Annotated in this window: 6 protein-coding genes; 1 reads left to right on the top strand and 5 read right to left on the bottom strand. The window is 64.0% G+C overall.

Translation table 11 applies throughout. The features are described 5' to 3' along the window. Nucleotides 1–79 precede the first annotated feature (79 nt). The gene (locus AC0V2Y_RS01485; protein WP_475413603.1) at nt 80–10,180 is read right to left on the bottom strand and encodes a YDG domain-containing protein; all 10,101 of its coding nucleotides are present in this window, start codon (nt 10,178–10,180) and stop codon (nt 80–82) included. Nucleotides 10,181–10,214: 34 nt separating this feature from the next. Next, nucleotides 10,215–11,873 carry a ShlB/FhaC/HecB family hemolysin secretion/activation protein gene (locus AC0V2Y_RS01490; protein WP_475413604.1) on the bottom strand — a complete coding sequence of 553 codons (1,659 nt, stop codon included), beginning with the start codon at nt 11,871–11,873 and terminating at the stop codon, nt 10,215–10,217. A 166-nt stretch (nt 11,874–12,039) separates the two neighbouring features. On the opposite strand from AC0V2Y_RS01490, the gene AC0V2Y_RS01495 reads away from it, so the two are divergent. Next, complete coding sequence (locus tag AC0V2Y_RS01495; protein ID WP_475413605.1) at nt 12,040–12,363, top strand: hypothetical protein; 324 nt, start codon at nt 12,040–12,042, stop codon at nt 12,361–12,363. Nucleotides 12,364–12,476: 113 nt separating this feature from the next. On the opposite strand, the gene sorB is transcribed toward AC0V2Y_RS01495, so the two are convergent. The 3 genes from sorB to AC0V2Y_RS01510 are packed head-to-tail and all read right to left on the bottom strand — an operon-like array spanning nt 12,477 to nt 15,757. Continuing rightward, nucleotides 12,477–13,094: a SorB family sulfite dehydrogenase c-type cytochrome subunit gene (gene sorB / locus AC0V2Y_RS01500; RefSeq protein WP_475413606.1), complete on the bottom strand. Its 618-nt coding sequence runs from the start codon at nt 13,092–13,094 to the stop codon at nt 12,477–12,479. A 10-nt stretch (nt 13,095–13,104) separates the two neighbouring features. Next, on the bottom strand, nt 13,105–14,331 hold the full coding sequence (sorA, locus tag AC0V2Y_RS01505) for a SorA family sulfite dehydrogenase catalytic subunit (RefSeq protein ID WP_475413607.1): 1,227 nt from the start codon (nt 14,329–14,331) through the stop codon (nt 13,105–13,107). Continuing rightward, complete coding sequence (locus tag AC0V2Y_RS01510) at nt 14,324–15,757, bottom strand: amino acid permease (protein WP_475413608.1); 1,434 nt, start codon at nt 15,755–15,757, stop codon at nt 14,324–14,326. Before AC0V2Y_RS01510 ends, sorA begins: the two co-directional genes overlap by 8 nt. Between the last annotated feature and the right edge of the window lie 262 nt (nt 15,758–16,019).

Genomic DNA, 16,019 nt, shown 5'->3' on the forward strand with positions numbered 1-16,019 from the left:
GACGCGCCGGTAAAAAAAAATGCCGCTTCGAAATACGAAGCGGCATCTCCGGCGCCACCATGCGGTGACGCCGCTGGCTTTACTGGCTATCCTGGCGCGTGTTGCCGCCAGCTTCGGCCGGCAGGCGCAAGCCGCTATCGACCACGCTCAGGCGCAGTCCTGGCAGGACATTGCCGACGACATTGCCGGCCAACTGCACCGCCGGCGCGCTGCCTGCGCTGCCCTGCTCGCCCTCGCGCGGCGCCTCCTGCGCGGCGGCGGGCTTGCCTGGCGCCGTTTCGCCACTGACGATCATGTCCGCCTGCACCATATTGCCCTGCGATGGCGCCACGGCAACGGCAGCAATCACGCTTGCGACCGCGCTTTGCAGCGCCTCCGTCGGATTGACTTTCAGCACGCCATCCACATAGCTCAAGGCGTAGTTGTTCGACGTCTGACCCGATGCCGATACCAGATAATTGCCTGCCGCGGAAGCCGTCGTCGCCGGCGTGCTGAAGGCCAGGTTGCCGCTTAATTCCGTGGCCAGCGTATCGCCAGCGAGCAAGCCGTTGTAGCTGGCGCGGAAGTCGGGATTGGCGCGTCCCTGGTCTTTTTCGGCATTCTCGACTTTCACCGTCAGCGCCGCCTGCGAGATCGTGGCCGTCGTGCTGGCGGTGCTGTTGACCACATAATTGCCCGCATCCGCGCCGCTCAGGCGTATGCCGGCCACCGTCACCGTCTTGCCCACGCCCGCATTCTTGTCGCTGAAGCTGGCGCCGTTGCTGGCAATACTCAGCTGATCATTGCCGATACGGTTGTCGCGCAAGGAGACGACGGCATTCGTGGTGGCGTCATACACCTTGTTGACGCCGCTGGCGCTGACCGTCAGCGCCGCTGGCGTGATATCGGCCGTGGTGCTGGCCTGGCTGCTGGCCAGCACATAGTTGCCCGCATCGGCACCGGCCAGGCCCAGGCCGCTGATGGTCACGGTCTTGCCCGTTGCCGCGTTCTTGTCGCTGAACGCGCCAAGCACGGGGCCGCCAGCCAGGCTCAAGGCGTCGCCAGCCACCAGGCCCTTGAAGGTGGCGCCAGCCAGGTTCAGGCTGGCGGCCGTGCCACCGTCGTACACCTTGTTCGCGGCCACGATACCGGCAATGGCGCTGATGGACGCCGGCGTGATGCTGGCCGTCAAGCCGGTCGGATTGGCCACCGTGTAGTTGCTGGCCGAACCCGAGCCGTCGAGCAAGGTCGTGCCGCTGACCGTCACGGCTTTCGCATTGCCCGCGTTCTTGTCGCTGAAGGCCGCCGTCTGGCCGCCGATGGCCAGGGTCTCGTCGCCCACCAGGCCGGACAGGCTGCCGCCGATCAGTTGCGCCACCGCATTGCCGTCGTAGACCTTGTTACCCGCCACCTGACCCGTCACCGTCAGGGCTTTCGGCGTGATGCTGGCCGTCAAGCCGGTCGGATTGGCCACCGTGTAGTTGCTGGCCGAACCCGAACCGTCGAGCAAGGTGGTGCCGCTGACCGTCACGGCTTTCGCATTGCCCGCGTTCTTGTCGCCGAAGACCGCCGTCTGGCCAGCAATAACCAGGGTTTCATCTCCCACCAGGCCGGCCAGGCTGCCGCCGATCAGTTGCGCCACCGCATTGCCATCGTAGACCTTGTTGCCCGCCACCTGGCCCGTCACCGTCAGGGCTTTCGGCGTGATGCTGGCCGTCAAGCCGGTCGGATTGGCCACCGTGTAGTTGCTGGCCGAACCCGAACCGTCGAGCAAGGTGGTGCCGCTGACCGTCACGGCTTTCGCATTGCCCGCATTCTTGTCGCTGAAGACCGCCGTCTGGCCAGCAATAACCAGGGTTTCGTCACCCACCAGGCCGGCCAGGCTGCCGCCGATCAGTTGCGCCACGGCATTGCCGTCGTAGACCTTGTTGCCCGCCACCTGGCCCGTCACCGTCAGGGTTTTCGGCGTAATGCTGGCCGTCAAGCCGGTCGGATTGGCCACCGTATAGTTGCTGGCCGCACCCGAGCCGTCGAGCAAGGTGGTGCCGCTGACCGTCACGGCTTTCGCATTGCCCACGTTCTTGTCGCTGAAGACCGCCGTCTGGCCGCCGATGGCCAGGGTCTCGTCGCCCACCAGGCCGGCCAGGCTGCCGCCGGTCAGTTGCGCCACCGCATTGCCGTCATAGACCTTGTTGCCCGCCACCTGACCCGTCACCGTCAGGGCTTTCGGCGTGATGCTGGCCGTCAAGCCGGTCGGATTGGCCACCGTGTAATTGCTGGCCGAACCGGAACCGTCGAGCAAGGTGGTGCCGCTGACCGTCACGGCTTTCGCATTGCCCGCGTTCTTGTCGCCGAAGACAGCCGTCTGGCCAGCAATAACCAGGGTCTCGTCGCCCACCAGGCCGGCCAGGCTGCCGCCGGTCAGTTGCGCCACCGCATTGCCGTCATAGACCTTGTTGCCCGCCACCTGGCCCGTCACCGTCAGGGCTTTCGGCGTGATGCTGGCCGTCAAGCCGGTCGGATTGGCCACCGTGTAGTTGCTGGCCGAACCAGTGCCGTCGAGCAAGGTCGTGCCGCTGACCGTCACGGCTTTCGCATTGCCCGCGTTCTTGTCGCCGAAGGCCGCCGTCTGGCCGCCGATGGCCAGGGTCTCGTCGCCCACCAGGCCGGCCAGGCTGCCGCCGATCAGTTGCGCCACCGCATTGCCATCGTAGACCTTGTTGCCCGCCACCTGGCCCGTCACCGTCAGGGCTTTGGGCGTGATATCGGCCGTGCCGCTGGATACATTGCTAGCCAGAATGTAGTTACCGGCATCCGCACCAGCCAGCGTGAGGCCGCTGACCGAGACCACCTTGCCCGTGCCCGCATTCTTGTCGCTGAACAAGCCAGAGCCTGCAACACTCAAGCTGTCGTTGCCAACAATACCATCGAAGGTCGCCGTGCCATTCAAGGTGGCGGTTCTCAAGCCATCATAAATCTTGTTGTTGACGCCCACGTTCGACACGCTGCCGATGCTGGCCTTGGCGATGTCGGCCACGCCGCTGGCTGTCGTGCTGCCCAGGATGTAGTTGCCCGCGTCCGCGCCGCCCAAGGTGATGCCGCTGACAGCCACTGTCTTGCCCGTGCCTGCATTCTTGTCGCTGAACACGCCATTTCCGACGACGCTCAGGCTGTCGGCGCCGATGATGCCGGTGAAGGTCGCCGTGCCATTCAGCGTGGCTGTGGCGGAACCATCATAGGTCTTGTTGTTGATGCCCACGTTGGTCACGCCGGTGATGCTTGCCTTCCTGATTTCGGCAGTCACGTTGCCCGGACTGGTGAAGGTGTAGTTGCTGGCCAGGCCTGTGCCATCCTGCAAGGCCGTGCCGCTGATCGTGACCACCTTGCCCGTGCCGGCATTCTTGTCGCTGAAGCTGCCGACACCGCCGATGAAGTTCAGCGTTTCACCCGCGACCATGCCGCTCAAGGTGCCACCCGACAAGACTGCCGCCGCCGTGCCATCGTAGACTTTATTGCCCGCAGTCACACCGGAGAGCGTGACGGCCTTGGGCGTGATACTGGCCGTGGCGCTGGCCGTATTGTTGAGGAAGTCATAATTGACCAGATCGCTGCCGGACAAGGTGATATTGCTGATATTGACGGCTTTGTTGGTCCCCACGTTCTTATCCGTGAAGGCGCCATTCGCACTAAACAATTGCACGTCGTCGCCGGCAATCTTGCCATTGATCACGGCCAAGCTGGCACTGAGGCTGGCGCTGACGTTGCCGTTATAGACCTTGTCATCGGCGCTCAAGCCAGTGATGCCCGTAATCGTTGCCTTCGCGATATCACCCGTCAGGCCGCCAGGCGCGCTCAGCGTATAGTTGCCGGCCAGGCCGCTGCCATCGTTCAAGGTCACGCCGCCGATTGTGATGGTCTTGCCGGTTGCCGCGTTCTTGTCGTTGTAGCTGGCGCCCTGCACGGTAAAGCCCAGGGTTTCCGCATTGACCAGGCCATTCAAGGTGCCGCCGGTCAGGTTCGCACCGGCTGTGCCGTCGTAGACTTTATTGTTGCCGCCCAAGCCCGTCAAGGTCAGGGTCTTCGGCGTGATGCTGGCCGTTCCGGCCGACGAACTGCCGACCGTGTAGTTGCTGGCCAGGCCAGTGCCATCGCCCAGGCTGGCGCCAGTGACGGTGACGGCCTTGCCATTGCCCGCGTTCTGGTTATTGAAGACGCCGCTGGCGCTGTTCAAGACCAGCGTTTCCGAACCGACCAGCCCGCTCAGGGCGCCGCCCGTGATAGCCGCCGTGGCGTTGCCGTCATAGGTCTTGTCCGCCGCCGTCGCACCCGTCACCGTCAGGGCCTTCGGCGTGATGTTCGCCGTCCCGCCCGACGAACTGCCGACCGTGTAGTTGCTGGCCAGGCCCGTGCCATCGCCCAGGCTGGCGCCCGTGACGGTAACGGCCTTGCCATTGCCCGCGTTCTGGTTATTGAAGACGCCGCTGGCGCTGTTCAAGACCAGCGTTTCCGAACCGACCAGCCCGCTCAGGGCGCCGCCCGTGAGGGCCGCCGTGGCGTTGCCGTCATAGGTCTTGTCCGCCGCCGTCGCGCCCGTCACCGTCAGGGCCTTCGGCGTGATGCTGGCCGTTCCGGCCGACGAACTGCCGACCGTGTAGTTGCTGGCCAGGCCCGTGCCATCGCCCAGGCTGGCACCCGTGACGGTGACGGCCTTGCCATTGCCCGCGTTCTGGTTATTGAAGACGCCGCTGGCGCTGTTCAAGACCAGCGTTTCCGAACCGACCAGCCCGCTCAGGGCGCCGCCCGTGAGGGCCGCCGTGGCGTTGCCGTCATAGGTCTTGTCCGCCGCCGTCGCGCCCGTCACCGTCAGCGCCTTCGGCGTGATGCTGGCCGTTCCGGCCGACGAACTGCCGACCGTGTAGTTGCTGGCCAGGCCAGTGCCATCGCCCAGACTGGCGCCCGTGACGGTGACGGCCTTGCCATTGCCCGCGTTCTGGTTATTGAAGACGCCGCTGGCGCTGTTCAAGACCAGCGTTTCCGAACCGACCAGCCCGCTCAGGGCGCCGCCCGTGATAGCCGCCGTGGCGTTGCCGTCATAGGTCTTGTCCACCGCCGTCGCGCCCGTCACCGTCAGGGCCTTTGGCGTGATGCTGGCCGTTCCGGCCGACGAACTGCCGATCGTGTAGTTGCTGGCCAGGCCCGTGCCATCGCCCAGGCTGGCGCCCGTGACGGTGACGGCCTTGCCATTGCCCGCGTTCTGGTTATTGAAGACGCCGCTGGCGCTGTTCAAGACCAGCGTTTCCGAACCGACCAGCCCGCTCAGGGCGCCGCCCGTGATAGCCGCCGTGGCGTTGCCGTCATAGGTCTTGTCCGCCGCCGTCGCGCCCGTCACCGTCAGGGCCTTTGGCGTGATGCTGGCCGTTCCGGCCGACGAACTGCCGATCGTGTAGTTGCTGGCCAGGCCAGTGCCATCGCCCAGGCTGGCACCCGTGACGGTGACGGCCTTGCCATTGCCCGCGTTCTGGTTATTGAAGACGCCGCTGGCGCTGTTCAAGACCAGCGTTTCCGAACCGACCAGCCCGCTCAGGGCGCCGCCCGTGAGGGCCGCCGTGGCGTTGCCGTCATAGGTCTTGTCCGCCGCCGTCGCGCCCGTCACCGTCAGGGCCTTCGGCGTGATGCTGGCCGTCCCGGCCGACGAACTGCCGATCGTGTAGTTGCTTGCCAGGCCAGTGCCATCGCCCAGGCTGGCACCCGTGACGGTGACGGCCTTGCCATTGCCCGCGTTCTGGTTATTGAAGACGCCGCTGGCGCTGTTCAAGACCAGCGTTTCCCCACCGACCAGCCCGCTCAGGGCGCCGCCCGTGAGGGCCGCCGTGGCGTTGCCGTCATAGGTCTTGTCCGCCGCCGTCGCGCCCGTCACCGTCAGGGCCTTCGGCGTGATGCTGGCCGTTCCGGCCGACGAACTGCCGACCGTGTAGTTGCTGGCCAGGCCAGTGCCATCGCCCAGGCTGGCGCCCGTGACGGTAACGGCCTTGCCATTGCCCGCGTTCTGGTTATTGAAGACGCCGCTGGCGCTGTTCAAGACCAGCGTTTCCGAACCGACCAGCCCGCTCAGGACGCCGCCCGTGAGGGCCGCCGTGGCGTTGCCGTCATAGGTCTTGTCCGCCGCCGTCGCGCCCGTCACCGTCAGGGCCTTTGGCGTGATGCTGGCCGTTCCGGCCGACGAACTGCCGACCGTGTAGTTGCTGGCCAGGCCAGTGCCATCGCCCAGGCTCCCGCCGGTGATGGTGACGGCCTTGCCATTGCCCGCGTTCTGGTTATTGAAGACGCCGCTGGCGCTGTTCAAGACCAGCGTTTCACCATTCACCAAGCCGCTCAGCGCGCCACCTGTGATGGCCGCCGTGGCGTTGCCGTCATAGGTCTTGTCCACCGCCGTCGCGCCCGTCACCGTCAGGGCTTTCGGCGTGATCACCAGGCCGCCATCGATATAGCTGATCGCATAGCCGGCCTGGCCGCCCGACGAATACAGGCCGCTGGCCGACACGCCATACGTGCCCGCATTGACGGCGCCTGTGGCATTGCCCGCATACGCGACCGTACCGAGCAGGCTGGCGCCATCCACCGTGTTCGAGTAGGTGACGCTATTGCTGCCGCCAGCGTAGGCCACGCCGTCATACACCTTGCTGTCGTAGGAAACGCGCACGGCGACCTGCTTCATGAACGAGCGCAGGAAAGGCGCGCTCTGGCCGTCGTAGACCACCCACATCTGCGCCAGTTCCCAGCCGGCGCCCGTGTAATTCGACAGGTTCTTCAGCAGCGCCGTCGTCATGCCCGTGCCGCCCGCGCTGGCCGCCTGGCCGCTGCTCACCGTGTCCCAGTAGCTGCCCGTGACGCTGCCCGCACCGGCGCCCACCAGGCCGCCCACATTGCTGGAACCGCTCACGCTGCCGTTCGCGTAGCTGTTGGCGACGCTGCCGCCATTGCTGCCCACCAGGCCGCCGACGGCGCTCGTACCGTTCACGGCGCCGCTGGCATAGCTGTCCACCACCGTGCCTGTATTGCTGCCCACCAGGCCGCCTCCGGTGGACGTGCTCGTCACGCCGCTGGTGGCAAAGCTGCCGCTGATCGTGCCCGCATTGCTGCCGGCCAGTGCGCCCACATTGGTGCCGCCCGCCACGCTGCCGCCGGACAAGCCCACGTTCGCCACCACGCCCCCGCTGCCGATGGTGCCGAACAGGCCCACGTCGCTCACGCCCGCCTTGGCGATGTTCAGACTGGAAATGATATGGCCGGTGCCATCCAGGCTGCCCGTGAAGGCCGAAGCCGCCGTGCCGACGGGGATGAAGCCCGTGCTGCCCCAGATATCCTTGCCATTGGCCGCCGTCGTGGCGGCGCTGAAACTGCTGCCCAGCGTGTAGCTGGCAGCCTTGTTCATCGCCATCAATTGCAGCTGGTGCGTGGAATTGATGGTATTCGACCACTCCGACGCCAGCATGGGGCGCGTGCCGGCGCTTGCGCCATTGATCGCGCCATCGCCGCTGACGAGGACCCAGTTGTTGCCCGTCGCGCCGCCCGTGGTCGTGAAATTGAAGCCCACATAATTACTCGATACCAGCATCTGCGCTGTGCTCAGCCCTTGCGCATTCGAGGTGGCGCCATTGAAGCTTTGGCCGATGCCATTCAGGCCGGAATTAATCGTGCTGTCAAAATAGGCGCGGTTGACGCTACCGCCGTTATGCTCGCCGACGATGGCGCCCACGCTGGCGCCGCCCCCCGTCACCTTGCCTGTGGTGTACACATTCGTGATGGTGCCGCCCACGTTGTAGCCGACGATGCCGCCCGCCAGCGAGGTGTTCTGCACGTCGCCCGTCGCATAGCTGTTGCTCAAGGTGCCGCGCAACAGGCCCACCAGGCCGCCGACGTAGCCGCCGGTGGAGATGACCTTGCCTGTCGCATAACTGTTGCTGATGCTTGACTCCGAGCTGTCGCTCGTGCCAACCAGGCCGCCAGCACTGCCCGAGGCATTCATCGTCCCGGTGGCGTAACTGTTACTGATACTGCCCGTATTCACGCTGACCAGGCCTCCGCCGTAGTTGCCGCCAGAATTGACCGTGCCGGTGGCATAGCTGTCGCTGATCGCGCCGCGGTTAATCACAACCATGCCGGCCGCCATGTAATGCGGCGTGGTGACGGTAGCGGCGCTGGAGCTGTTCTTGACAAAGGCGCCCAAGGCATTGGTGCCCACCAGGCCACCCGCCGCCGCATAGCCGCCGGCCGTCACCGTGCCTGCGCTGGCACTGTTGCTGATCGTGCCATTGTTAATGCCCACGAGGCCACCGAGATTGACATAACCTGAGCCGGTGACGCCGCCGCTGCTGCGCACATTATCGATCTTGCCGCTGTTGACGGCAGCCAGTGCGCCTATGCCCGCATAGGTGCTGCTATAGTTGGCGGCCGATCCGGCAACGCTGACACCGCTAAAACCCAGATTGCGCACGGCAGCGGCAGCGCCGATATTGCCGAACATCCCGACAGGCACTTCAGGACGGTTGATCGTCAATCCCACGATTTCATGGCCCAGGCCATCGAGCGTGCCCGTGAATGGCGTCGCATCGCTGCCGATGGGCGCGAAGCCCTTGCCGCCATCCCAGCCGGAGGTGCCGCGCGCATCGATATTGCTGCCCAGCACATACTTGCCGGACAAATTGCCCTGCATGCCCTGCACGTCGCTGCCGGTCGTGCTGTTGAACGCGCCCAGGCTGTTGATCACCTGATACACGACGACGCTGCCATTGCTGCCCAGCTTGGTGCTGAAGTTATTCCCCGATGGCAAGTCCACTTCGGCCTTGACGTTGTACGTGGACAAGTTACCGGCGGCGAGCCCGCTCTGTCCGTATTCGAGGGCCAGGCTGGCCGTGCCCGCGCCGCGCATGGCCTTGTTGATATTGATATTGTTCTGTGCCGTCAGGGTCAGCTTGTTGGCCGTCCAGTTGACGTTGTCGTTGACGTTGATGTTGCCCTGCGTGCCGCTGCCGCCGGACACGCTCTGGATCTGCACATTGCCCGACTTCAAGGAGTTGCTGAGGAAAGCGCCCGTCATGTCGCCGCCGGAAACGGCGATATTGAAGTCGGTCGGGTCGATCAGCCAGGTGCCGGACAGGCCCTTGGCCGACGCCGTCGTCACCTTCAGCGCATCGTCGATCTTCACGTGCGCGGCCGAGGTGTCGATGAAGCCGCCATTGCCTTCAGCGGGCGCGCTGGCGTCCAGGGTGCCGGCCGCGTGCACCGTGCCGCTTTGCATGTCACCGAGCAACTTGATCGTGCCGCCGCGCGTGTCGATGGTGTGCGCCTCGATCACGCCCGTGTTGTTGACCACGGTTTTCAGCAAGTCGCCCGCCGCCTGCGCCGTGAGCACCACGCTGCCGCCGTCCGCCTGGATCATGCCGCCATTGTTGACCAGCGCGCCCACGGCGCCCTGGTCCACCGCCACGTTCAGCAAACCGTCACCGGCCACGTCCAGGGTGATGGCGCGGCCCGCCGCCAGGGCTACCGAGCCCAGGCGCGCCTGGATCGTGCCTTCGTTCGAGACGTTGGCGCCCAGCAAGGCCACATAGCCGCCCGGCGCGCTGATGCTGCCCTGGTTCAAGACCTTGCCGCTGCCGTTGCCGGAAAACTGGTACTTGCCCGCCATGAAGTCGCTATTCGAGATGTCCAGGGTGGAGGCCACCAGGCCCGCCGTGTTCACGGACGCGCCCTGCCCGAACAGCACACCGTTCGGGTTGACGATGAACACCTTGCCGTTGGCCGACAAGTTGCCCAGGATGGTAGTACCGTCGCCGCCCAGCACGCGGTTCAGGGCCACCGCATTGCTGTTGGGCTGCTGGAACTGCACCGACTCGCCCTTGCCGATATTGAAACTGGCCCAGTTGATGACGGCGTTCTGGCTGCCCTGCTGGATGACGGTGGAGCCGGGCGCGCCGTTGATCGTTGCCTGGCCCGCCACCACCGTGCCGCCCGCCGGCCCCGCCAGGGCCAGCGAGCCATAACCGAGCATCAGCGCCGCCGCCATGCTCTTCAAGGCGAAATGCGCCCCGCCCCCGCTGCATCCGGGCATCGAGCGCTTGCCTGCGGATTTGACGTTTTCGGAAACGGCGGCGTAAGCGCCGGTGGCCTGGTTCCAGATGGAGCGGTAGATGCGGTTCATGGCAATGTCCTGATGTCTTTATTGATGTAGTAATTTAGAAATATTTGATCGCTTGCAGCCAGAAGCGGCCTGCCGCATCGGGTGCCGAGGTCGCCTTGGCATTGCCCAGCTTGTGCGCGTAATACGCTTTCAGGACGAGCGCATTGGCGCCCGTCCACGTCACGCCCACGCCGGCGCCGCTCAGGGTGCGGCGGTTCTCGCCCGCACTCCAGGCGTCGCGGTTCAGCTTGACGGTGCCCGTATCGGCAAAGGCCAGCACCTGCAGCTGGCCGGGAAACGCCGTGAACGCCGTCACGTTCTGGCGCAGCTCCAGGTTCAGCACGTAACCCTGGTCGCCATACGCCTCGCCGCCCGGATAGGCGCGCACGCCGCCCACGCCGCCGATACCCATCTTTTCGGAAACATCGAGGTTTTTCGACGCCGCCTGGCCGCTGATGATGCCGAACAAGCTCGTCTCGCCGCCCAGGCTTTGCACGCGCGCCGCGTTGAAGGCAAGCTTGTTGAAGTGGCCGTTGCTTTTCACCGTCAGCTGGTCGATCAGCAAGGCTACCGGCGTCTCGATATCGATCTTGCCCGTGGTGTACGTGACGGAATAGGTGCTGACGCCACCGCCGCCCCAGCCGTCCTTGCTGTCGCCATTCAGGTTCAGCATCCACACCTTGGCCGTCTTGTCGTTGACGCTGCCCGTCGATTCCGTCCTGTCCTGGAATTTCTTGTCGTCGTAGCTCACTTGCGCATACAGATTGTTGCTGCGCGAGCGGATCAGCGGATAACTGCCATACGCGCTGGCGATCTTCGCCGTTCCCTTAGCGTCGAGCACGGCAAATTCCTTGCCCAGCTTGTAATCCATATACGTGTAGGCGCCGCCCAGACGCAACAGGCCCGCCTGTCCCTGATAGGCCAGGCGGCCGTAGTTCAAGCCGTCAGCCGAGGTAAAGGCGCGCACGGTGGCCACGTCGCCGATGCCGGCCAGTTCATTGATGTTCAGGGTGGCGCCGATGCGGTTGCGGCCCGTGTAGCGGTTGCCCTGGTTGTCCAGGTCGATGCTGCCGTTGAAGCGCGCGCCAGGCTGCACGTCGACGATCAGGTCGGACGCACCCAGGGACGCCCCCGGCGCCAGGGTCGAGCTGACCTGCACACCCGGCAAGTCCGACAGCAGCAGCAAGCGCCGCTCCAGTGGCGGCGTGGCGATCACCTGCCCATCCAGGCCGGCCAGTATCGTGCCGGCCAGGCCGTCGGACAGATTGCTCTGATTGCGCAACTGCACCTGGCCATATTGGCCCGGCAGCACGTGGATGGCGACGATGCCATCGTGGATATCTTGCGCGGGCAGATAGGCTTGCGCAAGGAAATAACCGCGGTTCTGATAATAGCTGGCAATTTTTGACGCCATCCCGCGCAGTTCGCCCAGGGTCAGCTCGCTGCCCGGGACAAAACCCGTGGCGGCGACCAGTTCGCTCTCGGCAAAGACGGGCGGCGCCGTGATCTGCAGGCGCCGTACCGTGATGCGCGTGGTATCGCCCACCGTGGTGGCCGGCACATTACCCTGCTGCACGCGGATGGCCGGCGGCGCTTTCGGCAACTGTGGCGCGGCGGGTATCTGCTGCAATTGGCTACCGGAACTTGGCGGATCGACGGCCCAGGCGGTCTGGATCAGCGCCAGCAAGGTCAATGGAAGTAATTTGGTATTCAAGGTCATCCTTTCAGGCGGCGCGCCCGCGCCAGGCACGCCGTTTCCGGCTGCACTGGCGGGGAATACAAGAGCTTGAAGAAAAATATTCTTTTGCTACCAATGTTAAATAGAATGGCAACTAAAAAATAAAATTCTCAACGGCAACATTGCTCCATTTTAGCGCGTCATGAGACGCGAAAATACCTGTCCGGGGGGAGTAACTCACTCTGTTGGTGCAGCCAAAACACGTGCGTCAGCAAAATCCGTAAAATCACCTGAAAACGCATCTTTCCGCTCAGAAATTCGTTGTCTTCACGCAACAAACTTCCCTGATGCTTACTATCGAGATGCTACTTTTCACTGCCCAAATATTGGTTTCAATGATGAATTATTGATATTGTCGCAAGATAAAACAATGTTACTATTTTGCATACACCGCTTCTCTTCCAGAGGCGCAATTTCTTGCGCCATCAGCGCATGTAACATTCTTGCAAAAATGAATTTCCAATGAATCAATATCGATAGTGGAAATGACTGAAAAAACAGGCGGGACAGCCAGCTTGCATGTCGGGCACAGGGCCGACATGCAAGCTGGCTGCGGATAGGAAGAGAAGGTGAAGTGCGTTACCTGTTCAGCACGTATTTCGCCAGGGTCGCCGCATCGGCTACACTGAGCTGGCTGAATGGCGGCATGGGCACGGGCCCCCATTTGCCGGCGCCGCCATTGCGGATGTTGGCCGCCACAGCGGCAACGCTGTCCTTGCCCTTGTATCTGGCCGCCACTTCCGCAAAGCCGGGGCCGACGACTTTCTGGTCGAGGGCGTGGCAAGCCATGCAGCCATTTGCCGCCAGCAGGGTTTTCACATCCTTGCCGCCGGCGGCCGGGACAGCCGCTGCGGCGGGCTTCGTTGCGACGGCAGGCGCCGCGGCGCCCCGCTCCGCGCCATAGGTTTTCACCAGGTAGTCGACCATGGCCGGCACGTCCGCGTCGTCAAACTGGGCGCCGAACGGCTTCTTCATCTTCTTGACGGTCGCTTCCCAGTAGGCGCGCGGCGAAGCGGGCGGCTGGCTCGATGCATACTGGGCCGCGTGACACGTCATGCAGTTGCGCTGCACCAGCTGGTAGCCGGGCAATTCGCTGGGTTTGTAGGTGGCCGTTTCCGGCGGCAAATGAATTTCCAGCGCGCCCGCGCTGCCGGCAAGCGCCAGCGTCACGGCGGTAGCAAGTGTTCTGATCAGCATCTGGTTCTCCTCACACTGCGTCGATGCGCGTGGTTTCCACCACGTTGCGCATATAACCCATGGGATTCCACAGGGCTTTCATCGGCTGGCTCTGGCCGATGCGGTTGACGGCGCGCACCATCAGCACGTGCTTGCCCTTGCGCGGCGCCTTCATGACCATGGTCCACTCGCGAAACGAGAAGCGGCCCAGGTCCTTGCCCAGCTTCGCTTCCTGCCACGTCTGGCCGCCGTCCACCGACACTGTCACCTCGATGATGCCCTGCCCGCCATCGAAGGCGATGCCGCGCAAGGCCAGGTCGCGCCCCGCCTTCACCCGCGCGCCATCCTGCACGCTGGTAATAAAAGAGCGCACGTTGAGGCGGCTGATCGGCGTCGTCTTGCCCACCGGTGTACCCGGCTCGATGAAGCCGGAGCCGTTGTCGGGAATGCGGTAGCCCGTGCTCATCCAGAAGCCGTCGAACGGTTTGTCGAGCACGGTGATGTCGCTCAGGTGCTTGACCCAGTAAGTGCCATAGTAGCCCGGCACGATCAGGCGCAGCGGATAGCCGTTGAGGAAAGGGATGTCCTCGCCATTCATGGCCCAGGCCAGCATCACGTCGCCGGCCATGATGTGCTCGACGGACAAGGCTTTCTGGAAGTCGGGACCGTCGCCCACGGGCGGCGTTTCCAGGCCATTGAAGGCCACTTGCACGGCACTGGCAGCGATGCCGGCCTTTTCCAGCACGGTTTTCAGGGGGATGCCCGTCCAGCGGGCGTTGCCCATGGCGCCATTGCCCAGCTGCCCGCCGTTGGCGCGCGGGGCGAAGAAGCCGCGGCTGTTGCCCGAACATTGGGTCACGGCCACCACGTCGACGGGGTCGGCCAGCTGTTTGAGTTCGGCCAGCGACAGTTCCAGCGGCGTCTTGACGAGGCCGCCGATGCGCAGGCGGTAGCTGCCGCCATCTATGCTGGTCGGCAAGCCGCTCCAGTGATAGCGCACGAAAAACGCGTCGTTGGGCGTGATCGCGCCTTCATTGAAGACGCTGAACGGCGTTTCCAGCTGGGGCGGACGGCTGGTCAGTAAAATCAGCGGGCGCTTTTGCGGGAAGGCCACCAGTTCGCGCTCGCCATTTTCAAACGGTAAGGTGACGGAAGCAGCCAAGGCTGACCCAGGCCCCGCCACGGCGGCGGCGCCCAGGGCGGCCGTCGTGCGCAGGAAGCGGCGCCGGCCTGCAGGCAACAAGGTCGTATCAGACATGTTTGAGCTCCACTTTGGTGTCGGCCGCTTCGCCGCCGTTGCGGTCGTCGTTGACCAGCTTCTTGATGTAGTACATGACGCTCATGATGACCACGCTCAACAGGCCGAACCAGAACGACACGCGCTGCTCCGTATCGGACGACACGCTCATGGCGCCCAGGATCACCAGCATGGCGATGATGGTGAAATACGTCAGGTAGGGGAACAGCCACATGCGCACCTTGATGCGTTCCGGGCATTCGCGCTCCAGGCGGCGGCGCAAACGCAATTGAGATATCGCAATCAGCAGGTAGACAAACAGGATCAGGATGCCGTAGGAGTTGACGATGAAGGGGAAGACCAGGTCGGCCGACACATACGAGACGGCAATGGCGAAATAGGCGAACAAGGTGCTGAACAGGATGGCGCGAATGGGCACGCCATTCTTGCTCAGCTTGACCAGGCCCGTCGGTGCGTCACCGCGGCGCGTCAGCGCAAAGATCATGCGCGACGAGGCGTACAGACTGGAGTTCAGGGCCGACAGCACGGCCGTCAAAATGATGGCGTTCATGATGTGGGCCGCGTACGGGATGTTCATGACGGTCAGGGCGCTGACGAAAGGCGTGGCGATGGCCGGCGAATCCCAGGGCACGATGCAGACGACGACAAACATGGAACCGACATAGAACATCAGCACGCGCGTGACGACGGAATTGGTGGCGCGGGCGATGGCCTTGGCCGGGTCCGACGTTTCGGCGGCGGCGATGGTGACGATTTCGGCGCCCGAATAAAAGGCCGTGGCGGCGACGGCGCCGCTCAGTACGGGGCCCCAGCCGTGGGGCATGAAGCCGCCATGGCTGGTCAAAAAGCCCAGGCTTGGGATGCTGTTAGGCAAGCTGCCCGTGATGAACAGGGCGCCGACGAACAGGAAGACGATGATGGCGACCACCTTGATCGAGGCAAACCAGAATTCGAATTCGCCGAAGGCTTTCACCGAGAACAGGTTGAGCACCGTCATCGACACGAGCAAGACCAGGCTGATGGCCCACGAAGGCACGTCGGGCAGCCAGAAGTTGACCAGCTTGGCGCCGGCGATGGCTTCCAGCGCCACCACGACGACCCAGAAATACCAGTACATCCAGCCGCTCATGAAGCCGAGGAATTTCGAGACCTTCGGCTTGTCGTCGAAGGCCAGGCGCGCATATTCGTAAAAGGAGCCGACCACGGGCAGGGACGAGGCCAGCTCGCCCAGCATGCGCATGATCAGGACGACCAGGCCGCCCGTGAGCAAGAAGGATAGGATGGCGGCCGGGCCGGCGGCCTTGGCGATGACGCCGCTGCCGACAAAGAGGCCGGCGCCGATCACGCCGCCGATGGCGATCATGCTCATGTGGCGTTGCTTCAGCGAGTGCTGCAAGCCCGTGTTATTGTGGTTGTCGCTAATCATGTTTGTCTCCTGTTAAAACACCTGACAACGCCTACTGCGCGTCGCGATTTGCGGCCTCCGATGCTCACTGTGCATCCGCACAGCTCCGCTTCTCAGCCACAACTCACTGCCGCTCGCTACGGCGATTGTCATGTGTTGTCAATATCTGAAGCTCGGTGCGCCCTGGCCTGCTGCGGCCTGTTCTTGCCGCGCGGCTTTGTTTTATTTGGGCAACACCGTCAAGCAGCATCGATACATCATCAAATCAGTCTGGTTGGCTGCA

This window comes from Janthinobacterium sp. BHSEK (genome assembly GCF_056174685.1).